Below are 23532 nucleotides of genomic sequence, written 5' to 3' on the forward strand. Positions count from 1 at the left end.
TTATCTATTCCATTTGATTTCGTTATTTGCCCGTCGCTTTTCTTTCGCCAAGCAAAGAATTCAACTGCTCCAACAGATCCCCGCCACCCGTAAAAGATATGGATCCGATTTTCTCGCATATTCTCTCGAGGAATTCCAGCTCTTTTAGTCGGAACAGCGTCTCATTCTCGTCCATCAGCTTTGCGGTGTTAAGCAAACTTCGGGTCGAGGCCGTTTCTTCACGACGAGTAATTAGATTTGCCTGTGCTCTTTTCTCCGCAAGCAGAACGGTGTTTATAATATCTCTCATTTCCCCTGGCAAAACGACATCCTTAACCCCAGCACTCAGGAAATCCACTCCGAACTCTTCACCCTTCTCACGTAAACGGGATAGGATGAACGACGCAACATCCTCTTTTCGTTTCAAAAGATCATCCAATTTGAGCGTTCCAACATATTCTCGAAGCAAAAGCTGAAGCTGGATATGGATTTGCTCGTCAAATGACTTCATTTCCAAAGCACGTAATGGCTTTACGATCTTGTACTGACAAACGAAGTTCATCCGCAGCGAAACTTTGTCTTCTGTCATGATTTCTTGGCCGATGAGATCCATTTGCTGTTGTCTTAAATCAATCGTCTTTACCACAGTCGAGACTGGACCTCTCCAGAAGTGGTACTTGCCAGGAGGGAGCTCTCGTTGTAATACGTGATCATAAAACAAAAATCCAGATTCGTAGCTCGCAATTTCGCAGGACAGCACATTAGCTGTTAGCTTCGATACAATTGCACGGTTTACCTCGACAGGCAATTCAGGTTGTCTGATATCTGCATGGAAAAAGGTATTCTCCTTAAGTATGTTCCAGAATGCGTAGACACCAGGCTTAAGTAATTGAACAAATTGTCCGTCCTCGTGGTACAGAACGTACTCGTGATCTTGTACACGTACGACATCGAGCTCACGCACGAGATCTTCATCATGAAGGAATAGCTTCATATCTTTTCCATCCACATTAAACGGTTTAGCGATATTCAACACCACAACGGTGGATTTTGACCACATTGAAAAGTGATAGATCCCCGGCATCAGCTTTTTCACATAACTTCCTTTATGAAATAGCAAACCACGTTCGTCAGCTTGAATCGTTACTTTGTTCAACATAATGTTTCCCCCTAATTAGTTCGACCATTGGACTTAGAATCCCACTGAAGTTACGGCGGAATCTCGTTTTAGCTAAGCGATTTATCTGTTGTTTTCATGGATATTCTCACGCTTTAATCCAAGAAAACTTCCTGAAACTTCGCTCTAGCGGTATCCACGGATTGCAAAGCCTAACTTCAGTGCACTAAAACTAGCTGCCAGGGATTCTAGCCTTTGGTCTTTTCTTCAAATTTTCGCTCGATTATCAGTCGAGTGCTCTACCAGAATCGCGTCCAAGGCGATTGGGGAATCGAACCCCTAATAATGGGATTCTTACCGACCCGATCGTACAGGATACCGTAACATACCATGCACGGCACTGCGGGATAAATCGATATCCGCGCCTCGTTACGACCGTCCAAATAAGAACCAATGTATGATGAAACGCCATTTGGCGTTTACCAACTTGCTAAATGCGCCTTACAGGTTCTATAATCGCTCATTTCAGCATGAACGAACATGGTGAAAGTATTACGACTGCATATAAACTTTTCCATTACACCCAAATCCCTCCCCTGTTACAATGGAAGAAGATGCTTCATTTGAACGGAGGATACCCTTGGCTAAGGAAAGCTTTGATAAAGAAATACAGTTTCTACGAATGCTGGTGCTTACGAGCGGGGCATTCAGCAGACAACAGTTCGCAGACAGATTGGGCATTTCCGTTCACACCTTTGATAAAACGATCCGACGACTCAAACAAGTAGCTAGCTCCACGCACCAGCACTTGGCGGATGAACAGAGCAGGGAATTTTCCGAGACCTTTCGCCTCAGATATTATGACTCCACCGATCCATTACTCTTATTTCTATTTCGCGCCAAATCCGTAAAGGAATCTGAAAGTCAGCGAGTCTCACTGCTTCTTGGTGCGATGAATGGACATGCCTTGACTGCGAAAGATTTATTGGAGAGGTGCTGCAGCAGTTTACCTTCCGATCTACCTATGCCTGACGAAAAGACCATTCGGTCGGATCTCAAATACTTGGAGGAGGTCGGAGTCATTAAAAGAGAGCCGGGACCTCGCCCGTACCGGTATCGAATCCAAGACGACTTGATTCGAAGCTTATTGGATGAAGAGCTTATCGATTTATATGATTTTGTAGATGTGATGGCGAACACTCAAGTCCCTTCCGTTCAAGGATATTTACTCCGTGATGGATTGAAAAAGCATCTTCTCCGCAATCAAGTTGAGCGGCATGCCGTAGAACCATTTTTATATAAGTATCACTATTACTCGAGGATTTTGGATGAGGCGCATCTGTTTACACTTCTTCATGCCATGCGTCATCGCTGCAAAGTCAGGTTTCTGTATTTTTCACCGAAGTCTGAGAAAAGCTACGCATCCAAAAACACCAATCCCCTGTTTGAACGTGAACCAGAGGGCAAAGCTGAAAAGGTGGTTCCACTTAAAATTGTGTACGATCATCAATATGGAAGATGGTATTTGCTTTCCTATGATAGACAGGGTATTCGGAAATACCGGATGGAAGGAATTACGCAAATCGAAGAAGCTGAACCTGTGGATGAGATCTGGTACGACGAAAAGAATAAAGAACTTGCCGAGAAGATTAGGTACAGTTGGTTGATAGATACTGGCCGGCCGGTGACCGTACGTGTCCGGTTTTTTAATCCGGGAGGTTCGGAACCGAACTTCATCAAGGAACGGGTACTCTTGCAGGGACAATGGGGGGAAATTGTGTTTGAGGATGAACATTCGTTTATTTATGAAATCATCGTAAACGGGGTTACTGAAATTAAGCCATGGCTGCGTAGCTTCGGTTCTAGCTGCGAGGTTCTGGAGCCCGCTTCGTTTCGCCAGGAAATCATTGCAGAATGGAAGGAGATTCAAGCTTACTATGAATCTGTTTGAGAAAATATTCAATCACCAGATCATTTCCCGATTGGAGGATTCCGGTACTTTCATGATCACTTCGCACGAACGGGCCTGGCTGAAGACGATGCTGGAGCATCCCTCGGCAGCTGATGCTTTCACTGCGGATACTATGGACAAGCTACGTACTGCCCTTGAGTCGGAACAGGGGATGGATATTTCAAATCATTTGATTGAAAAAGCCCGTACGCTAGAAAAGCAGGTCTACCACCCTCTTCTGCGATCTTTGCGTCGGCACATCATGAATAAAACGGGCATTCTTATAACTTACGCGGTTAAGGGTGACCGTATTAATAAGGATCATTTGGGGTTTCCGTATAAGCTGGAATACTCCATGGTCAAAAGAGAATGGTATTTGCTCTGGTATCACACTAGGCATCACTCCTTGATGAGTACCCGGCTAAAGAAGATCCAGTCCGTCACATCAGAACCAATCGAACCCTCAGCAGCAGAGAACATTCTAAGGAAGATCGGAAAAACGCTTGAATCGCGCAAAACCGAAGTCATCATTGAAATTGTCCGCGTTTATAACGCAGAGCTATCCCGTATTCTATACGCCTTCTCCAGCTTTGAAAAAAATGTTGAGTATGACACGGAGAAGGATACCTATCGAGTCAGAGTTTCTCTGCTTGGGGATGAGCTCGAGTATTTACTTTCCAAGATACGTTTTCTTGGAAAGCGGGTTTGGGTGGTCGAAGGCGATTATTTGAAAAGACGGATGCTCGAATCCTCTTCAAAAGCTTTAGAGCGTTATGGAATCATACCAACCGATGAAGAACTCTCTTCGTAATCTGAGACAAATAAGAGTCATGTAGTTAGCAATCTATGCCTACATGACTCTTTTGAATTACCTATTAATATTTGGTCAATATAGTTGTTAATACTTCTCCATCAATGTTGCCTCCGCTTATGACAAGAGCAATGTTAGTTCCACCAATTCGTTCTCTGTAATCCATGATGGCTGCAACTGTTGTGGCACTTCCTGCTTCTACAATATATTTCTCTTCTTTGGCCATAAAACTTACAGCTCTAGCGATAGAGTTTTCTGATACTGCTATGAAATCATCAACATAATCTTTTGCCATCTCATAACTCAGTTTCCCAACGCCACCAAGAAGAGCATCACACAATGACTCCTCGTTAGGATATTCTTCATAGAAAATGTTATCTTCGTAAGATTTCAACATAGCAGGACAAGCCTCTGTCTGTACTCCAATAATACGGATAGCTGGATTAATCGCTTTAGCCGCAACCGCGATCCCTGTAATAAGACCTCCACCACCTATCGGAACTACTATGGTATCAATATCTTTATTCTGTTCCAGAATTTCAATTGCAACGGTCCCTTGTCCTCCATAGATTTCTGGATCACTATAGTATGCGTCAATATATGTTAACCCCCGTTCATTAATATACTTCATGCCTAAAGAATGAGCCTCATCATAGCTTTTACCTAATTGCAATACATCGGCTCCGAAATACTTGATTTTATCTATCTTACTTATGGGAGTACCTAGTGGCACAATTACAATTACATTTTTTATTCCTAGGATTGATGCTGCATAGCTTACAGAGCTTCCATGGTTTCCTGAAGAAATTGCTGCTACACCACAGTTTTTTTCTTCTTCAGTTAACGTCATCATTTTGTTTAAAGCACCTCTGATTTTGAAGCTTTTCGCCCTTTGTTGAGACTCAAGCTTGAAGAAATATCTTCTGTCTTCATCACCTAAATAAAAGGACTCTTCAAGTGGGGTTCTGTTCACATAGTTCTTGATCCGATCATAAGCTCTTGTCACATTTTCATAATTAAAAGTCATCTCATTCTCTCCTTAATTGTTAAATTCGACACCGAGATCATTTTCTTCTGCACTCTGTAATGCTATTTTCGCTGCGTAGATATCCAAAATCGCCATACCTGTAGCATCAAAAATCGTGATTTGCTCATTATCCGTCCTACCATTTATTTTCCCAAGAATTAAATCACCTATTTCACCAGATATATTCTTCTCAGTAATAATGCCCTGTTTAAGAGGGATCTCTATCTCGCCAACTTGCATACAGTGTTCCTTGTCATCTAAGAAAATACTGGCATTTGAAACAATGCGTGAGTCTATTTCCTGTTTTCCGGCCATATCCGCACCTATGCAAGAAATATGCGTTCCTTTTTTTATCCACTCCATTTTTATGATCGGTGTTCTTGAAGACGTCACAGTGATGATGATGTCACTATTGCTCACTGCATGTTCTAAACAATCCACTGCTTCAAATATAATTGTTCCAGCATCCATCCCAAATTCAGATTGAAGTCTATGGGGTAAGCTATCGACAAAGCTTTTCAATTTCACTTGATCTCTGGCAGCAATCCTGACTACTTTCAAATTCGGGAGTGCATACAAAGCAGATGCGATTTGATAAATGGCTTGGTTTCCAGATCCTACAACAAGCAGATTCTCAGATTCTTTTCTAGCCAAATATTTTGCTCCGATAGCCCCTGAAGCTCCTGTCCGTATTCCTGTAATGAAAGCAGCCTCAGCAATCCCTAACGGTTGTCCTGATTCAGCATCAAATACAGTAATTAACCCCATTAAAGTTGGAATATTCTTCTGTTCATTATCAGCAAACCACGTGACTGTTTTATGTCCAAACACCTTATCTTTCTTTAGGTAGCCTGATTTAATGTCCATATCTGCCTTGCCTGGAACAAAATCATAAAAAATGGTTGGCCATGTCTCCGTTTTATGATCACTTTTAGATTTGTAAACTGCTTCAACAAGATCGATTACCTGCTGAACATTCAATACTTTTTTAACATCCTTATCACTTAATATGCGCATTTGTTATGACACCTCTATACATTAGAATGGGTTTAAGAAGAAACGGCTTTGCCGTCCTTTTAGGGACGGTATCCGTTTCTTCGAAAAATAGAAGGATAAGTTATCGTGTGAAACATATAAATTCTTATATTTTAAAAAAAGGCATTGAATCTCACCCCTCCTATAAATAGGCCCTAATGGGAATGAGATTCAATGCCTTTGTAAGTTTTTACCCGGGGATAAAAACAAGCATGATATTTATTTGTAGCAATATTATATCTAATTACCGTTGAATCTACAACAATAATTCATAGCCCTTGAATAAAGCCTTCGTTCTATACTAAATTCCAAAAAAGAACGGTATTCGCCAACATATTGTGCAACCATCCATAGAAAAAATAGATGCGATACGATACGACATAGCGCCCTCACATAAGCAAAAGAAATTAATCATTGACACAACACGCAATCTTCTGGGATAATAATAAAAATTTAATCAGATACCTTTAATTCAGTCCCGTGAGGCTGACAAGGACAGCGGAATGATGATCTATAATAGGGTACGTGTGTGTTTATCACGTCCTTTTATTTCAATGTGATCAGAACGGCTTATTGTCAGGAACTTGGGCAATAAGCTTTTTTTATTGCTCAGCAACCTAAATGGTATGCGTTTGTTCTATGACATGAGTGAACTCAGCATTCAATGCAGCTGTATTTCCCTAAGGTATCCATCACAACTAGATCTGATGGAGGATTGTACATGGAAAAAGTAGATTTGGAATTTTCATTACAGGCAGTACCGCAAGCACATCGTAATGGTTTTTGGAAGATTCTCGCTGTTATGCTCGGGTTCACATTCTTCTCGGCAAGTATGTGGTCGGGCGGAGCACTTGGAGCTGGACTGGATTTCACAACCTTTATCTGGATCGTCTTGGCGGGGAATTTAATTTTAGGCGTTTATACTGGAGCATTGGCGTATATTGCCGCTAAGACTGGATTATCGACACATTTGCTGACCAAATACGCTTTTGGTGTGAAAGGCTCTTATCTCTCTTCTCTTCTACTCGGCTTTACTCAGGTTGGCTGGTTCGGGGTCGGTGTTGCGATGTTTGCAGTTCCGGTCTATAAGGCAACAGGCATTAATGTATACTTATTGATAGTATTATCAGGAATTCTAATGACAGTAACGGCCATCTACGGGATCAAAGCGCTCGCCATTCTTGGGGTTATCGCCGTTCCTGCCATCGCGATTCTCGGTAGTTATTCGGTCTTTGAGGCAACCTCAACCGCTGGTGGATTTCAAGGTCTGCTCTCCTTTCAACCGACCGAAGCTATGAGTCTTGCCGGAGCGCTGACGATTTGTATCGGTTCATTTATTAGTGGCGGTACACTTACAGCTGACTTTGCACGATTCGCGAAGACTACCCGTTCTGCCGTTACAGCTACAGCCATTGCGTTCTTTGTTGGCAATTCACTGATGTTCTTGTTCGGCGCTGTAGGCGCAATCGTATATGGAAAAGCGGATATTTCCGATGTAATGATTATGCAGGGCTTGCTGATACCAGCCATTATCGTATTAGGTCTAAATATTTGGACGACGAATGAAAATGCGCTGTACGCATCCAGCTTGGGATTTACCAGTATTACAAAGCTGCCGAAGAATGCGATTGTTATCTTCAACGGTGCGGTTGGAACGATTACAGCAATGTGGCTGTACAATAACTTTACTGGGTTTCTGACGCTACTAGGTTCAATTCTGCCATCGATCGGTGCCATTCTACTTGCAGATTTCTTCATCTTGAATCGCGGAAATTATAAGAAGCTCGAAGAGATGACCTTTAAATCCGTGAACTGGATTGCCATTCTGGCATGGGTCGGCGGCATTATCATTGCGGAGGTCGTACCAGGCATCCCTCCGGTCAATGGCTTGATTGGTACAGCAGTACTATACGTAATCGGCATGAAAGTATATCCCATAACATCAAACACATTAAAGTCAGCAAGCAAAGGGGCATAAACGATGATTATTCAACAAGCAAAGCTTAGAGGAATCGAAGGATTATGGAATTTGGAAATTGTGGATGGCTGTTTTCGAAATATTACACAACAGCCCTTAAGCACAGAAGGTCACGAAGTAATTGAGGCACATGGTGCGCTGCTTTTGCCACCTTTTATTGAACCACACATCCATCTGGACACAACTTTAACGGCGGGTGAACCGGAATGGAATCAAAGCGGAACCCTATTCGAAGGCATTCAACGCTGGTCGCAGCGTAAACAATCCTTGTCCATTGCTGATGTCAAAGATAGATCAAAAAAAGCACTTCAATGGCAGGTCGCACAAGGCATTCAGCATGTAAGAACCCATGTGGATGTAACGGATCCTACGCTCACAGCATTAAAAGCCTTGTTGGAAGTAAAGGAAGAGCTGGCGCCCTATGTGGATATTCAATTAGTCGCTTTTCCACAAGAAGGCATCCTATCCTATCCGAATGGAACCGAGCTGCTTGAAGAGGCGTTGAAGCTTGGTGCAGATGCTGTAGGAGGAATTCCTCATTTCGAGTTTACGCGTGAATATGGCGTAGATTCCATGAAGCTTGTATTTGATCTGGCAGAGAAATATGATCGCCTGATCGATATCCACTGTGATGAAATTGATGATGAGCAATCCAGATTCGTAGAAGTCGTAGCGAAGGAAGCATATGAACGCGGGCTCGGTAGACGCACAACTGCAAGTCATACAACAGCGATGGGCTCATATAATGATGCCTATGCCTACAAGCTGTTCCGGTTATTAAAAATGTCCGAGATTAATTTCGTATCTAACCCGCTTGTGAATATCCATCTGCAAGGCAGATTCGATACCTATCCGAAGCGCAGAGGTTTAACACGTGTGAAGGAGCTGCAGGAAGCAGGCCTTAATGTGTGCTTCGGTCACGATGATATCTTCGACCCATGGTACCCACTTGGAACAGGTAATATGCTGCAAGTGCTTCATATGGGTATTCATGCCTCACAGCTGATGGGATATGATCAGATCGTGAACAGCATTGACCTCATTACGAAAAATAGTGCCAGAACGCTGCAAATTGAAGAAACGTACGGAATTGAGGTGGGCAAGCCTGCTAACTTCATCATTCTAAATGCGGAGAATGAATACGAAGCGATTCGCCAGCAAGCCACCGTCCGTTACTCTGTCCGTCGTGGCCAGGTGATCGCGGAGACAAAGCCGCAGGAAACTACAGTAAAGCTCGGCGATCTGGAAGAACGCGTATTGTTTCATAAATAATAAATTATGTACAATTTTGGGAGCTGTCTCCAACGTCATAAATAATGACGAGGGAGACGGCTCTATTTTATATATTGGATACGAAAAAAGCTCAAGTGAATAGTAGCTTAAGCTGAATCACAACAAAAATAACGTATCACTATAGCCTCATATAATTAGTATTCAAAATCCCCTCTTTCCTCTCAGTCTATTATATAGAATAATCCCTCTTAGAAAGGAGGGATGCCTTGTGACAGTGTTTGAAGCAATGATGGTTATGCTAACCTTTGGTTCGCTTATTGTAGCGCTACTGTCCAATAAACGCACTAGTTTTTTTGCTTTATTTTCTGTACATGAAGCTTGCGAATCTCCACATCGGTGATATTGACCTGAAGCAAATGCTCATAAATCGATTGTATTTGCGCCGGAGAGATAGAAGGTTCGGGAGTTCCTGTTTTTAAACTGAGCAGTTTCCTAGAGATAAACTCACTTAGTTCCACATCATAGACAACCAGTTCGTCCGAGTGGATTTTCCGAAGCTCCGGGTCAATACTAAATCGACATCTCATCGTGAATGAAACCATAGAGATAAATTTCACTGCAGCTATACCTTGTATCAGACTCTCGATGGCCTTAATATGTCCATAGTTTTGCTTCAGCGGATTATACATCTTGTATCGGTTGCTAACTGTCCATTGTTGGTCCGTTCGTCCACCTTTAACTTCACCAGTGTAGTTTTTCGTCTCAATGACAAATAAGCAATAAGGGGAAATAACAACATGATCAATTTGGTTGTAACCTGTTCGAGACTTGGAATTAGGAAGCATTAGATCGCTTAACGATTTACACTCTTTAGGTAGCTGGTCAAGTTGGATATTGATTTTATGCTCGCCTAGCTCTCCAATTCGTGTAGGAGCAACCTTCGGTTTCGGCTTGGAGGTTGGTGCGTTACGCGCAGCTTGTGGCGGTTTGGATTCGGATCTTTTAAAGAGAGAAAATAGAGTTTTCAGCATAATAGAACCTCATATGATCTAGATTTACAATATGTATGGGTATTCGACAATATGGGAACATATCCCTTTTTTCCGATTATGAGTGGAAGTCTGCCCACTTTTTGAATGAATAACATCGAAAAAAACTAGAATTTCAAACATATACAAGAAAAAAGACTGTCGCATGTGCGGTCCGAAAATAAAGTATGCGTTTATCCCCTTTGGTTCCGATACCTATGTGTTTTTCCAGCAGCTATAGGGCATGCCTTAGTCCGAGAGAACTGAAGGAGCAGTAAAGGCATTTGCAAGCTGCACGCCATCCTTTAGTCCTTGTAGATATAGGCGTTCATTGAAAACGGCTTGCTTTAATTGAAACTTATCCTCCCAATCCTCAAACTCAGGTATACGTGCAACGTCCATGGAGGCAAACAACGCTTGGAAAGCCGCACTCTCTTCTTCGAAAACATATCTAGGCTCGGATTGATGCTCAATCTGTGCAGTTACCTCATCCAATCGACCTTGAATCGTCTGTAAAAACCATACCGGAAAGCCCACCACATCCCCTCCAATACAAAAGTTCAAACGAAAAAACGCCGTATGTCCAACTTTTTCTTGATACATCCGATTAATGAGTTCGTCCACCTTACGGCTCTGGGCCTGAACCGCTTCATTACTGCTTAACGGAATTCCCTGCTCCAGTGATTTCTGTCCGAGTTCATTCAGCTTGCGTTTTTCCTCCTCATATTTGCACTTCAGATGTTGCATTGCACCCCCACCTTCTTGGAAAAGCTATGTCTGTAGACATCACTCACACTGATCATGAACAGTTTTTAATACTTTCAGTACGTATACCTTTTTCATTAGAAGTATTAGTGCACTCAAGAATGGGATAAAAATAGATGCTAACAAGAACAATAAGTTTCTATTCGTTACGCTTATGCGTACCATACTTGGAAATATTATACGGTACGCTTATGCGTATAGTCAAGATTTAAACTCAGAAAAAGCGAGGAGATCCTAGTGGGAAAGAAAGTTATCGTGAAAATATCTCAGTTGACGAAAAAGCATGGAATCTCTCTACGAGAGTTGTCAAGAATATCCGATGTTAGACATGCTGCTTTGAGCGAATTGGCCAACGATAAAAGAGAAGGTATTAACTTTAATCATATTATTAGAATTGCAGAGTCTTTAGAAATTAACGATATTCGAGAGATTATTGATTTAGTTGATACTGACGATACAAATTGACTAGTAATACTGCGAGTAATCTCATGGTCAACTTTCTAGGAATTAAATATCAATTTAAAATCAATAAAAAACGAGAATACCTGATTCTAATACGTCAGATGATATTCTCGCTTTTTCGTCTTCAATCATTTACTTCAATCTTTTTTATCTATATTTCATTCTTCCGTACCATCAGTATTATGACTCAACCCGAATGGGATGAATGTCCAGTGTAAACAAACTTTATACGATGGGTCCCCATGAAGGCTTGATACATGACCGCTTGCGAGATAGCGTAGTCATTTGAAGTAGATTTACCTGGTGCATTTACCGATCTTGGCTCTCCACAAATACTATTTTCTCTCCCTTTATGAGTTCAGCGATAGAATAGTATCGTGCACCAGAGTTATTAATCAATGGCTTGGGTAGATGCTTCAAATGAATCACACCCTTACTACAAAGATTATAGAAACGATACTCTTCTCCCGGATGATTAAATCCATAACCACCATTTATACGATTTGATATATATTCTTTAATTCTGGTAGCAAAATCTATCTGTATACCTTCTAATAAAATGTTGAGTGAAGGGGACAGCGGATCGAGCACAACAATCTCATCAATCTTATATAGAAACTCCATTTCCCCACCACCACTAGATCTGAACGTTATATATATTGGAGTTTTATATGAAAAGCCCCTCGCAGTATGTGGGCATGCATGAACAAAATGATTTTTCGTTAACTCATGCGTCTTACCCGCTGCAACCGACAGAACTTCAACCTCGTAATATTTCATTCCTTTTCTCACCCCTTTAATAAAATCGATAAATTCTGTTGCAACAGTTACATCCTCACCTCTTCTTTTCTCTTGACTAATTACATCGTTTATCATTTCTATAATGTCTGTCCAAGTAAGACCGACAAATCCATTCTCAGGTGGATGAAGCACTCTATACTTTGTTAAGGTTACACCTACCTTAGGCACATTAGCATCGAGCGGAAAATTTGTTGGATCAAGATACGACTCCAGCTGTCTTGTGATATCCTGTTGCTGTACAGAGGCACTTACACTCTTTGCTTCAATTACTATAACTAGTTTTTTAGTGTTCCCGTGGAATAAAGACAAAGTAATATCGCGTCTTATTTTCTTTGCTCCAGCTGATAACATTTCTGCGTCTACTTGAACAAAATCAATTCCCTGCTTAAATTCTGGGTACTTATATTTAGACATATGATTAATTTCTTTTAAAAATAACTGTATCAAGTTAGGATATCTTGAAAATAGGTACGAGAGTCCTTTGGTCTGCTTCGTCTCTGTATCCCCATGTATCAAATCAAAAAAGGTCGAATGGTAATCCGTATTTCCTTCATGATAAAGACGTAGCATAGTTTTCATTATCGATTCTCCCATACAAGATAAATAGGTTTCGTATTCACTAGATGCTATCATTCATTCGATGAATAGTCTGTCAGAAATCTTTCATAATATCCCTCAGTAGCCCAAAGCCCTAAAACGGGCTACTAAAGCTCTAGCTTATAAGTGGGAATTCCCTGGGGGCAAAATTGAGAAAGGCGAAACGCCTCCCTACTAAATTCACTTCAAATAACTCTGTGCGCACAAAAATACCCCGAATAATGATCGGGGTAAGATTATCATTCCATAAGCTTACTTAACATCTCTAAGCATGTTCAGGCCAAAGTACTAAAATGAAAAAGTAAGGAGATAACAATGTGGTAAAAGTATAGAGGTCATATAGCCGAAAATCCGAATAATCGAATCCCATTATTTTTTTTGCAGAATGACATCTTATTTAACAACTTTTTAAACAAGCTTAGGTAAGTCCCTAAAGGCCTCTCCTACCGTTACATAAGGATTTGGAGTTAACAAATCCGGTATCTCACAATGTGTTGGAACTGGAAGTTCCATACGACCTAACTCTTTTTTACAACCTAGGAAGAAGAGACGTTTTCTAAGTTGTGGTGCACCATAATCAGCTGCTAACAGCGGGGATACAGTCACATTATAACCAAGTTTATACATTCGCTCTAATATGTCGTTATAAAGTTCACCCCGCTGAACCCCCTTTAAATTAGCAACATTTTCCATTATAAAAAAAGGAGGTTTAACTGTTTCTACGAATCTTAAATATTCATAAATCAAATTTCCGCGTGGATCGTTAAGAGCTTTTTGTTTACCCGCTTGACTAAACGCTTGGCATGGCGGTCCTCCAAATATAATGTCCGGTGCCTGATCACAATTAGATTCTTGATACCAAAATAATCTTGGATCAACAATTTCAGAAATGTCACCTTCTAAAACTTTAGTCCTACCTTGATAGTATCCTCTAAGTGTGTCACAAGCATCTTTCCAATTATCCAACGTAACTAAAGTCTTTACTTTCATTGATTTATATGAAGCTTGCTCCGCACCAATATCCAACCCTCCGGCACCACTGAAAAGACTAAATGCAGTTAAGTTTTTTTTCCCATATCCCAGTTTCCTTATTGAAATCAAAACAGCTTCAAACACCGCTTTAGATAACTGAATAGGTACTGCATTACCCACTTGCAACTGAGTACTTGTTAATGATCCTTCAAATTTAACATAATCAGGAAACCCCTGAAGCCTAGCAGCTTCACGCATACTTACAAAACGATTTTCATACGGATGTACAAACTTATTGAAAATATATCCAGTTACTGTTAATGATGGTTTTGACGGGTCTAGTCGAATCATTCTCATATTAGGTCCGCCCCGTCTATTTTGATCTTCTTTTACATAGTAACGAAAACTCTCATGCCATAGCTCCTCCGGCAAATCCTGCATTTTTTGTCCGATCTTCAACGCGTTTATTCGCTTTTGGACCTCAGTCCCAGAGCGACGGTAAATGTGGTTTGGTATCTCTTTACTTTCATCCTTAGAATTTGAAATTTTCTCTAATCCATTCATCTCTCGGGTGATTTCGTGTAAAGGAGATGATTCCGTCAAACAAGTTGTAAATTGGTGCTTCATTATCCAGCTCACCCGCTTTCTTCGCTAGTCCTGTTTCATCTAATGTCCAAACTACATCCTGTAGTGATGTAAGGTATTCCTCGTAATGTCTCGCTGCATGTATATTTGAAAGAAGTGCCGTTTTAATGTGATATTGCTTGTTAAGAGGCTTACTCGCTGTACCTAACTTAAGAACCTGATAGATTCCTTTTTTTATATCATCAGTTCTATCCATTCCAACACTAGTCTTTCCATCAGAAATGGATTCAAAACCAGTTCCCGATCTTGGGGGCCAATCAAACGGTCTTGGTTTAGGGTGTCCACATCCGTTGGTCAACCAGAATATATTACTTGTTCTGTCTTTAGCGTGATATGCAGCTTGGTATGCTTCAAATGCCCTCATCCAGCTATCTAAGTATAAATCAAATAATTCAGTATTTGCCCTAAAAATATTTTCCAGTTGAGCGTATGCCCAGTTGGTTCCAGAAAGATTTTCTTCTTTAGTTTGGAATTGTATTAATTTGTTGTGCCAGGTTCCATCTTGATATATTGGTAGTAATAAGCATAAATCTGATGTCGACAATGACGAATTATCAACAGCAGAATGAGGTAACTCTACTATTTCATCATCGATTAAATCAGTGAGCTTTTCCTCCTTATAAACCATCAAGGGCAATGTAATGAGCGGAGCCGCCTTAACCTCAGCTAATAATAATATGTTTTCAACTTCATCATGAATTAATATATCGATTGGTTCATTCCCCTTAAAGATTTTGAAGTTTTTAGATGTTTTTGCGAAAATTCTATCTAAGAAAACACAAAGCAGTCGGGAGGTCGCTTTTCCAATTTTCGCAGATTCCGGCTTGTTAGAGCGATGATAATAAAATTTACCCGATAAAACACATGCTGGACATGTATTTGTATAAGGGAACAATAAATATTGGTGCTCCGGGCAATAACACCATCCCCGATTGGTTAGATTTCTATAATACTCTGCACTTACCAATAAATCGAACGCAGCTGCTAAAGTCAAACCAATAGGAACGTTCGTTCTCTCCATTGTATTGTAACATAGATCAAGTAATGTATCAGCTAGATTTTGTTCGTGAATTTCCAATTTTACAGGCTGTGCTTTAGTCAACATTTCGCTAGCCCATAATGACTCTATAACCTCATCCATATCTTATCTCTCCCTGCAATTAAAGGCATAAAAATAGTATACCTGTTTTGGTCATTGCTATCTATTGTTTCAAACGTTCTCACGTACCTTAACGCAACTTTACACTCACTCTCTATCCTGTGCTTAATGATTGAAAAGGCTTTTTTTTTCGAATAACTTCCCCCTTGTTTTCCCCATAAATACCCCGAATGATCGTGGTAGGTTAATCATTACTTTAGTTTGCTAATACGATAAACTAGTGCCGTAAATCATAAGGAACACTCTTAACTTCCAACATCTTCGAGTATACCTCGATCCGGTCACCCCATGTGTGACGGGTCAGCATACGACCTTCATTTGTACAGAATATAGGCGTTTCTTTCTTCCATTCCTTGGGGTGATGTGCTATTTATTAGATCGCTAAAGGCTTTAGCTGTCTGAGAGCTTATATTTAGCGTCCTAGAGACTCTTGTTTTAGCATTCTCCGCCCTTACATACAATTCATTTGCCCGTGGATTAAATTCATTGGGCAACAAGGTAAAAGCTTCCTTAGGACGAACTCCAGTATCAAGAGTGAGGAGGATCAAGGCATAATCACGCTGACCTAGAAACGTCTTCTGATCTGGTGCATTAATGAGATTAATTAATGTATCCCCATTATGATCCCCTCCCCTCATCCATACGCATGTTGAAGTCTTCCAAGGTGTTTTGGCTAAGTAGTTCTCTTTTCTCCACGCACCATTTAAAAAACGCCCGTAGATATACGAGACGATTATTATAGGTTGCTGGTTTGATTTTATCCGCCAGGTAATCACAAAGTTGATTTTCCAGTTGTTGTTGCTGACACCCAAAAGCATCAGGATAAAGTTTAAAGAACTGTCCTATATGCCTTTTGTAATCATCAAGCGTTTGTATACTAAGCCCCTGAGCCTTCATCCACGATATGAATTGCTCCAAGGTTTCTTTCCACATCGTCGGGATATGCTCACTTATTTTCATTACTCTTGCATTAGCCATACTATTAGACTCCTCTCATTCTGATCTACACTAACAATCGCTGCATGTAGGCATTTATTTGAGAAAGGAAGTTGAGATTTTTTCACTAAATCCTGTGTAACAAAAAAAGCCCTGATGTGGTAATTTACCACACAGGACTCCTTATGTATTCTGGTTAGATACCACCTATAGAAAGTGATAAAACCTAGTGATGCCGAGAACAGGGGTTGTACCCGTACGGTACTCACTCACCGCAGGATTTTAAGTCCTGAAGTGGTCTTCGTAGCCCCTTTTCAACACTGGAAAGCTCGGAAATAAATCCTTTAACCATGCGAGTTCAGAGTTTTTTTGTTTCATACTCTCTATGATCGGGAATTTGTATTTGCAGCCAGGTAGCAAAAAATAAAGGGCAGAATCTTTGCTTTACTGCACTTTATTTATAAAAGCGTTCCTCATCACTGCCAATGGAGTAACGAGGGTCTGTAATATAAGAATAAACATACGAGTGCCTTCTAAGATAATGTCTTTTTATGTTCCTTCGTTCAAGCACACGGTAATGCTCGGACAAGAAAAGTATCACCAAAAATATGACTATTAGAGAACGAAAGCCTCTAAATATTTAAATTTCATCACCAGTAATATCTTGATACCTTATTAACGTTTTTCTAATTTCTGAAGCAATAAGCTCAGCTTGCTTTGATGGAACACCATTACTTATTATTTTGTATTTTGTAGATAATGTGATATCGCTAGGTAAAACATATTCATCTGGAACTGTCTGAAGCCGTAACGCTTCACGTACAGAGATTCTTCTCGGTTCAGTTGGATGCAAATGAACCTCATTATTTCCATACGCAACTGTAGGACTGTATCTAAAGCGATGTAATCTTTTAAAAGATTTACGTCTTGTATCACCTTCTGATATTACTGAAAATTTGTTTGATTTAGGATTAAAACGATCTAATTGATTTGGGGTAGTGTCATTCAGACCATTAAAAGCGTAATTAACTTGCAGTTTCTCGTATTCTCTAGGAATGAAAGAAATTCTGTCTTCACCAGTTCCAAAGTCCCACATACCAGGCCAATCAACGCTTATTTTCACATTTTCAAACTGAACTTTAGGCCACTTAAAGATAAAATTATCATTATCTGTAGTTTTTAAAAGAGCATTATCCATTGAAAAGATAAATCCTCCTGCTAGCAGCCTTCTAACTATTCCCTTCCTAAAACCAACAACTATTATTCTTGGTCTATCCTGAGGTAAGCCATAGGAAAGAGGATTAACTATATCATACCAAAGTATGTAACCAAGCGATTCTAGCTCATTACAAAGAGCAAGAAAACTAACTCTATGTGTTTTGTTTTTATATAAGCCCTCAACATTCTCAAAAAATAAAAATTTGGGATGAGTACGTTTCACCAAATTAAGGTAACTGAAAATGAGTTTACCTCTGCTTCCTTCAACACCTTCATTTTTACCACCCACGGAATAATCTTGACAGGGAGGCCCACCAATTAATCCTGTAATTCCTTTTAACCTTTTGCCCATAGATATTTGAATTTTTTTATCCGAAACATCTTTTCCTTGTAATATCTGTTTATGCATAATTTTTTTTGTGTGTACAAAAAAATTACTGGAATTTTTCAAATAATTGTCTATAGCGTAATTATATCCTTGAATAAAGCTTTCATTTATTTCTAAAGCTTCTTCAATTTGAAATCCGTTATTGATAAATCCCAAATCTAACAACCCTCCTCCTGAGAATAAGGAGAGTACAGAAAATATCTTTTCATTCTGTTCCGGCAAATCAACAACCCCTGTCTTAGCTACCCATAGGCAATGTATGCATTTCTTCAATCGATTCCACTTCAATTATACCATCCATTAGATTAATTCTTATATTTAATTCTGGTATTAGGATACCCCTTTTTAATGTAGGTACATCTAATTGATTAAACTTGTCTTTATTCACATTGAATAGATAATTTTTTTGTCTTTCATCCTCTTTAAAAATATAATAAAGCGTCAGTGCTTTCTCTTTAGCTATTCTTTTTTGCTCACTATTAAGTAAGTCTGTTACTAAGAATTTATCTTGCTGCAACAATACTTTATGTTTTCCTACTTGATACGGTAAAATGATTTGAATAGAGTCAACTCGATTTCCTAAAATAATTTTTTTGAATATAATTTTTGACGACTTATGCTCATAAACTACTTTTTCTAACTCAATTATATTTTCTTGGATATTGCTTAGTAACGGGTATTCTTCTTTTAGAGATTCAATATTGATGAAATACGACATTTTCTTAGGATCTATATTTCTTTTCCTATCAGTTCCCTTTCGGATATACACATCAACATTCATATCTTTTATTTTTTCAAATTCCAATCCTGGTAATCCAATTTTTAAATCCAAATAGTTTATCTTCTCTTTATCCAGATAATTTATGGTATTTATACCAACCCGTTTTTTATATTCCCAGTAAGAATTCAGAACTATTTCACGAAATTCGCGTTTGATTCTTGCCACTCTCTTTATAGGATAACTAAAGACATCATTTTCAAACTCATAATTAACTGCTGATAGGTCATTGCTCTGCAATAGTTCTAATTCCAAGCCATTAGTCTCACATAGTTCACGGTAGCTTTTATATTGATTTAGGACACCTTGCATTTTAGTGAAATATTTAGACCAAGGCATCGGTAACAGTGCTTTAATTTTTTCATCGAGTTCGATTCCAGTTTCAAGCTTACTTTGTCCATCACTATTCAAAGAGCATAGATCTAGAATAATAAAATCGCTAGTAGATATTTTTTCATAATCAATCTTTAGAATTCCATAATTATTATTATCCAATGAACTATCCTTGAAAAAATAGTTCAATTCAAGTGATTTAGATTTCTTTTGGTATTTATCATAAATTTGAGTCGCTATAAATTCAGCGTTCAGTAAATCAACACTTTTTGCTTTTCTGACAACTTGCGTTCCCCTTACCATAAAATCACAATCTTGACCAACTAAGATTCTAAATGTTCCATCAGACATTCTATAAACATCACCTGGGGTCGGAGGTTGGTGTTGATAATTGATTGTATAATCAAAAATTTCAAATGAATTTAGACCTTGTAGACTCTCCCAATTTCCTTCTTCTAAAAATAATTCACTTTCTAAAAATTCACCACTCAAAAATTTAGTTAATCCTACCAAATTGTGATATTGAAATATTGTGTTTTCTTTAGTGAATGCACTTTCCAGTTGATATTGCGTAGCAAGCTTAAACCAATTAGAAATAGCTTCGTATGGCGTTATACCCTCTTCATTTGCCATGCTTGCTAAATAAATCATGTTGTCTTTTCGTGAAAGAGCTACTTGAAATGCCTCATCAATAGAATTTTTATGAATAAAATTCAATCGGCTGAATATCTCAACAAATGTACATAGAGAAACAGCAGATGTTAATTTAGAAATAATTTCCTTATCACTCTTATCAACCTCAATTACATAATAATCCACTAGGGTCTGTGGAGTTGTATTTTGCGGTTGACTTGTGTATATAATACTGATGATATTTTTGTTTTCAGTATTCGGAATTAGCTCATTTTTCAGGAAATGAACTCCATCTTCTTCCTTGAGTACTCTATCAACGATACACAAACAAAATTGATTAGGAGCTAAAGATTCATTAATGTCTTCTAATATACAATCAAGACTTGGTTTTTTATTATATACTCTATAATTAATACTTTTGGTTAGATCCATCATATCAGAATAACTATTAACACTCCCTAAACCGACACCAAATCTAAGGAAGAGTTCGTGTGTTTCTCTCTTTGTTTTAAGAATTTGATCAATACTATTGATAAGTTTATCTGCCAAAATCTTATTATCAGTATTGTTCAAGTTATCATAAAGTTCTAAATAACGAATTATCATTTTCAAATCAGTAAATAAAGGAATATGCTCCTCAAGTAGCGGAAGAGTTTCAAATATATCGCGAAATTCTTTGATTTGTAACACTAATTCCGAATAGTCTCTCTCATTAAATTTTCCAAGTAATATTGAGAAACTTTCACTCTTCAAGAGCAATAAATCACATACTATTTCTTCCAGAGCAGTATCCATAAAAATAAAATCATCATCTATAAAAATAATTAGACCTGTTTCTAATCCTTTCAAAAGTTGAAGAAACTTCTCCCCGCTATTATTCATCTCCATGACTGAGTTCTTCCTCCACTTTAAGATAAATAGCAAATATATAACGATTACCAGCAGTATTTCTATCAGGTAATAGCTCAATATCTCCACCAAAAGATCTTAATAGTTGTCTCACTATATATAGTCCCATGCCGCGTCCATTTTTGTCTTTTCCAGATTCTAGCGGTTGAAACAATGTGTTTTCCATTCTCTTAATTATCCCTGTACCAGAATCACTGTAGTAAATAATATCTTCGCTCTTTTTTTCAATCTTTATAACATCAGATTCATTTCTAAAATGTATTTTATTATGTTTTTGTTTTAACCGTCTTTCCTTTATCCAATATAAAGAATTATCCATTAAGTTATAGAAAATATGTATTAATACACCTCGTGGAACTATCCATTGCATGTTAATATCTTCATAAATGAACTTCACTTTAGTATCGGTTAATCTATAATCCATTCTTCTTTCTAGTACATTAAAAAACTCAAATAAATTTTCTTCCTGAAAATCATCGATTGTTCCATTATAAAGAAACGTTTTCTCCATAAATGCATAAAAATGACTCAATTCCCGAACTCGTTCATTAAAAAATCTTGCTTGATCTCTAATCGGAAATAAATGTGTTTTTGTCAATGCATATTCTTTATTATCTACCAAGTAATCTTCAATAGGCTTAAAATGTAATTCATTTATTTCCTTTTGTTTAATGTTTGTTAGAATTGAATGTAGTTCATGAGTTAGAACTTCAGTTACTAATCCATTCGCCATCAATTTGTAATTATTATAAGATTCTAACGCAATTAATTGTTTCTCATGTTCAACTTGTTTTACAAGATTCTTAGATTCTTCTAATTGTGTTAAAGTACTATCGATGGTTTGTTTAAAAGCTGCCCCTGAAACTGAGATACTATTAATAAAATTGTCTGCTTCCTCTTTATCAATTTTTGTTTCTGAACTTATGTAGGAACTCACTTTATCAAGTAAAGCCTGAAATTGAATAAACTGTTCCCTACTATTCTTAGCTTTTTCATCTGCCTCATTGACTTTATCTTTCAATTTATCAAGAGAGCGTACTGGTATGCATCCTTCATCACTCAGTATTTCACGGGTGATATAAAATGCGGACTGACTAAACGTATAAAACTTTTCATTAAAAACACCTTCCAAAAAAGCTAATAATGATACGGAGTAGATATTATCGGTTAAGTTCAACCTTGAGCTTGTTTCTCTAATATAATCCTGATAAGGATCATTTATATCAACGTAACCAATTGTATTACCTAATTCAAATCTGAAAAATTGTTGACCTTTTGTACGTGCCTGTTGCAACTTAAGCCAATCGTTATCTGTGTCTCCTAATTTCGCTATTCTAAATTTCCCCCTATACAACTTTATGCCATTATGCGAATCTAAAAATCTCTTTATATTGTTTACTTTATAATCCCTGTCAATTTTTTTAGTTTCTTTTGCCGATCTTATTGCTAAAGCTGATAGAGCAGGGTCTCTTTTAAAAGAATATACTTTCCCTTCGATTGGTAATATCTCCATCAAGTTTTCTAATTTCACATCTTCAAAATACCTTATAAGATCTGTACCAATCAATTCTATTTTCAAGCTTCTATCATATTTTTCTTTATATTTCTTTAGTAAATTTTCATATTCAACCGGTGACTTCCTCCACTCACTAAACATATCCTTATCAATTAATCTCTTATGAATTCTTTCAATATACCAAGGATTTAAGGTCATAGACATTTCCAAAAATTGTTGACCTTCCTCAAAATCCAGTTTAAAATAATGCTCTGTTTCAGATATATTTATTGCTTCATTTTTAAAATCCGAATTTACCTGGTCATTATTCAAATATACTTTTATATAAAAATCTTCATGTAAGTTATCGAATGGTGACATAAGAAAACTAAACGATGATAAAAGGTCATCTTTTAGTTTTAAGCTCAGTGAAGGATCTTCAATCTCCTCAAATAAACTCAATTGTTTTTCCCTGTTATCTTCTACGAATGTTTTAAACTCGAAGTTTAATCCAATAAACCAAAATCTAGTATATTTTAACGAATATTTATTGAATGTATGACTTTCCATTTCTATCTCTTCTAGTTTTTCACTTTGATCTATAAAATCGGACCAATTAATTTTAATCAAATTAGTTTCTAAAGAATTTTCACTAGTTGTTTCAATTATTAATACCTTACTGAGGCGCTGAGCAGCTAACCTCCCAATACCTTTTTCCCCTAACGGTAAGCGAGAATCAGAAGGATCTTTTTTATCTTTTCTTCTTTTTTTCACATCAGTTCCGATGGTAAAAAAACCTTCCTCTAACTCCTTATATGTCATTCCACTACCATCATCTTCTAATACCATGATATTTTCATTATCTATATTTGAAGCTTTAACAAACGATAGTATTTCATTATTTATCGGGACTAAAGCTTTTTTTTTAGAATTAAATTCGTTTATATTATCAATGAGATGTATGTAAACTTGTTTAGCGTATGCATCATATGAGTTTTTCACCAATTCAGTCAATGCTATTTCATCGCTGTTAATCAGATCTTTTCCTAAATGTTCTAGAACCCGCGAATTAATTGAAAAGCGCATTTATTTAACCTCCATTTTTAATTTGTACATAGGAAGATTTCTCAGATATTTCTATAGGTAAAATTCGACATATTCTCTCTTTCCCCTCTTTTGAACTATAAATTCGTTTCAAAAAACCTATTGTGCGAAAGTGAAATAGTATGTCTATAAAAATCAAATCTACATTCCTTCAAAAACTAAACAGCAAAAAAAATAG

18 protein-coding genes are annotated in these 23532 nt (G+C 37.9%); 5 read left to right on the forward strand and 13 right to left on the reverse strand.

Going from position 1 to position 23532, the window contains the following annotated elements; all coding sequences use genetic code 11:
- Positions 1–22: 22 nt before the first annotated feature.
- Positions 23–1138 carry a slipin family protein gene (locus NSS67_RS30830; RefSeq protein WP_339317591.1) on the reverse strand — a complete coding sequence of 372 codons (1116 nt, stop codon included), beginning with the start codon at positions 1136–1138 and terminating at the stop codon, positions 23–25.
- 598 nt (positions 1139–1736) lie between these two features.
- On the opposite strand from NSS67_RS30830, the gene NSS67_RS30835 reads away from it, so the two are divergent.
- Both NSS67_RS30835 and NSS67_RS30840 read left to right on the forward strand, forming a co-directional pair.
- Positions 1737–3047 (forward strand): WYL domain-containing protein, encoded by a 1311-nt coding sequence (locus NSS67_RS30835; protein ID WP_339317592.1) that lies wholly within the window; start codon positions 1737–1739, stop codon positions 3045–3047.
- Positions 3034–3858, forward strand: a complete 825-nt coding sequence (locus NSS67_RS30840) for a WYL domain-containing protein (RefSeq protein ID WP_339317593.1) — start codon at positions 3034–3036, stop codon at positions 3856–3858. The genes NSS67_RS30835 and NSS67_RS30840 overlap by 14 nt, the downstream gene beginning before the upstream one ends.
- 64 nt (positions 3859–3922) lie before the next feature.
- On the opposite strand, the gene NSS67_RS30845 is transcribed toward NSS67_RS30840, so the two are convergent.
- Positions 3923–4885, reverse strand: a complete 963-nt coding sequence (locus NSS67_RS30845; protein ID WP_339317594.1) for a threonine/serine dehydratase — start codon at positions 4883–4885, stop codon at positions 3923–3925.
- A 12-nt stretch (positions 4886–4897) separates the two neighbouring features.
- Entirely contained in the window at positions 4898–5902 is a 1005-nt protein-coding gene (locus NSS67_RS30850; RefSeq protein ID WP_339317595.1) for an ornithine cyclodeaminase family protein, read from the reverse strand.
- 739 nt (positions 5903–6641) lie between these two features.
- Between NSS67_RS30850 and codB the strand changes: the two genes are divergently transcribed.
- Together codB and codA are read left to right on the forward strand one after the other, a co-directional pair.
- Positions 6642–7898: a cytosine permease gene (gene codB / locus NSS67_RS30855; protein WP_339317596.1), complete on the forward strand. Its 1257-nt coding sequence runs from the start codon at positions 6642–6644 to the stop codon at positions 7896–7898.
- Between the two features lie 3 nt (positions 7899–7901).
- On the forward strand, positions 7902–9170 hold the full coding sequence (gene codA / locus NSS67_RS30860; protein ID WP_339317597.1) for a cytosine deaminase: 1269 nt from the start codon (positions 7902–7904) through the stop codon (positions 9168–9170).
- Positions 9171–9475: 305 nt separating this feature from the next.
- Here codA and NSS67_RS30865 read toward each other — a convergent pair whose 3' ends face one another.
- Positions 9476–10162: a nuclease-related domain-containing protein gene (locus NSS67_RS30865; RefSeq protein WP_339317598.1), complete on the reverse strand. Its 687-nt coding sequence runs from the start codon at positions 10160–10162 to the stop codon at positions 9476–9478.
- Between the two features lie 246 nt (positions 10163–10408).
- Positions 10409–10906: a hypothetical protein gene (locus tag NSS67_RS30870; protein ID WP_339317599.1), complete on the reverse strand. Its 498-nt coding sequence runs from the start codon at positions 10904–10906 to the stop codon at positions 10409–10411.
- Positions 10907–11161: 255 nt separating this feature from the next.
- Between NSS67_RS30870 and NSS67_RS30875 the strand changes: the two genes are divergently transcribed.
- Positions 11162–11389, forward strand: coding sequence for a helix-turn-helix transcriptional regulator (locus NSS67_RS30875; protein ID WP_339317600.1), 228 nt, complete (start codon positions 11162–11164; stop codon positions 11387–11389).
- Positions 11390–11695: 306 nt separating this feature from the next.
- On the opposite strand, the gene NSS67_RS30880 is transcribed toward NSS67_RS30875, so the two are convergent.
- The 8 genes from NSS67_RS30880 to NSS67_RS30915 all read right to left on the reverse strand — a co-directional run bounded on the left by NSS67_RS30880 (position 11696) and on the right by NSS67_RS30915 (position 23336).
- Entirely contained in the window at positions 11696–12766 is a 1071-nt protein-coding gene (locus NSS67_RS30880) for a hypothetical protein (RefSeq protein ID WP_339317601.1), read from the reverse strand.
- A gap of 426 nt (positions 12767–13192) precedes the next feature.
- The gene (gene dcm, locus NSS67_RS30885; protein WP_339317602.1) at positions 13193–14320 is read right to left on the reverse strand and encodes a DNA (cytosine-5-)-methyltransferase; all 1128 of its coding nucleotides are present in this window, start codon (positions 14318–14320) and stop codon (positions 13193–13195) included.
- Positions 14289–15542, reverse strand: a complete 1254-nt coding sequence (locus NSS67_RS30890; RefSeq protein WP_339317603.1) for a hypothetical protein — start codon at positions 15540–15542, stop codon at positions 14289–14291. The genes dcm and NSS67_RS30890 overlap by 32 nt, the downstream gene beginning before the upstream one ends.
- Positions 15543–15874: 332 nt before the next feature.
- A complete protein-coding gene (locus NSS67_RS30895; RefSeq protein ID WP_339317604.1) occupies positions 15875–16198 on the reverse strand; it encodes a tyrosine-type recombinase/integrase in 324 nt (107 codons plus the stop codon).
- Complete coding sequence (locus tag NSS67_RS30900) at positions 16179–16538, reverse strand: phage integrase N-terminal SAM-like domain-containing protein (RefSeq protein WP_339317605.1); 360 nt, start codon at positions 16536–16538, stop codon at positions 16179–16181. Before NSS67_RS30900 ends, NSS67_RS30895 begins: the two co-directional genes overlap by 20 nt.
- 598 nt (positions 16539–17136) lie before the next feature.
- The gene (locus NSS67_RS30905) at positions 17137–18324 is read right to left on the reverse strand and encodes a DNA cytosine methyltransferase (protein ID WP_339317606.1); all 1188 of its coding nucleotides are present in this window, start codon (positions 18322–18324) and stop codon (positions 17137–17139) included.
- A gap of 16 nt (positions 18325–18340) precedes the next feature.
- The gene (locus NSS67_RS30910) at positions 18341–20734 is read right to left on the reverse strand and encodes a hypothetical protein (RefSeq protein WP_339317607.1); all 2394 of its coding nucleotides are present in this window, start codon (positions 20732–20734) and stop codon (positions 18341–18343) included.
- On the reverse strand, positions 20721–23336 hold the full coding sequence (locus tag NSS67_RS30915) for an ATP-binding protein (RefSeq protein WP_339317608.1): 2616 nt from the start codon (positions 23334–23336) through the stop codon (positions 20721–20723). Before NSS67_RS30915 ends, NSS67_RS30910 begins: the two co-directional genes overlap by 14 nt.
- Between the last annotated feature and the right edge of the window lie 196 nt (positions 23337–23532).

This window comes from Paenibacillus sp. FSL R10-2734 (assembly GCF_037963865.1).
Classification (GTDB): domain Bacteria; phylum Bacillota; class Bacilli; order Paenibacillales; family Paenibacillaceae; genus Paenibacillus_AQ.

What these genes read in the sequence shown, in the direction of transcription:
- NSS67_RS30900 (WP_339317605.1), bottom strand. Translation starts at nt 16,538, where the DNA reads ATGGCTAATGCAAGAGTAATGAAAATAAGTGAGCATATCCCGACGATG.
- codB (WP_339317596.1), top strand. Translation starts at nt 6,642, where the DNA reads ATGGAAAAAGTAGATTTGGAATTTTCATTACAGGCAGTACCGCAAGCA.
- NSS67_RS30890 (WP_339317603.1), bottom strand. Translation starts at nt 15,542, where the DNA reads ATGGATGAGGTTATAGAGTCATTATGGGCTAGCGAAATGTTGACTAAA.
- NSS67_RS30840 (WP_339317593.1), top strand. Translation starts at nt 3,034, where the DNA reads ATGAATCTGTTTGAGAAAATATTCAATCACCAGATCATTTCCCGATTG.
- NSS67_RS30895 (WP_339317604.1), bottom strand. Translation starts at nt 16,198, where the DNA reads ATGAGGGGAGGGGATCATAATGGGGATACATTAATTAATCTCATTAAT.
- codA (WP_339317597.1), top strand. Translation starts at nt 7,902, where the DNA reads ATGATTATTCAACAAGCAAAGCTTAGAGGAATCGAAGGATTATGGAAT.
- NSS67_RS30915 (WP_339317608.1), bottom strand. Translation starts at nt 23,336, where the DNA reads ATGCGCTTTTCAATTAATTCGCGGGTTCTAGAACATTTAGGAAAAGAT.
- NSS67_RS30850 (WP_339317595.1), bottom strand. Translation starts at nt 5,902, where the DNA reads ATGCGCATATTAAGTGATAAGGATGTTAAAAAAGTATTGAATGTTCAG.
- NSS67_RS30830 (WP_339317591.1), bottom strand. Translation starts at nt 1,138, where the DNA reads ATGTTGAACAAAGTAACGATTCAAGCTGACGAACGTGGTTTGCTATTT.
- NSS67_RS30870 (WP_339317599.1), bottom strand. Translation starts at nt 10,906, where the DNA reads ATGCAACATCTGAAGTGCAAATATGAGGAGGAAAAACGCAAGCTGAAT.
- NSS67_RS30845 (WP_339317594.1), bottom strand. Translation starts at nt 4,885, where the DNA reads ATGACTTTTAATTATGAAAATGTGACAAGAGCTTATGATCGGATCAAG.
- NSS67_RS30910 (WP_339317607.1), bottom strand. Translation starts at nt 20,734, where the DNA reads ATGGAGATGAATAATAGCGGGGAGAAGTTTCTTCAACTTTTGAAAGGA.
- NSS67_RS30880 (WP_339317601.1), bottom strand. Translation starts at nt 12,766, where the DNA reads ATGAAAACTATGCTACGTCTTTATCATGAAGGAAATACGGATTACCAT.
- NSS67_RS30865 (WP_339317598.1), bottom strand. Translation starts at nt 10,162, where the DNA reads ATGCTGAAAACTCTATTTTCTCTCTTTAAAAGATCCGAATCCAAACCG.
- dcm (WP_339317602.1), bottom strand. Translation starts at nt 14,320, where the DNA reads ATGAATGGATTAGAGAAAATTTCAAATTCTAAGGATGAAAGTAAAGAG.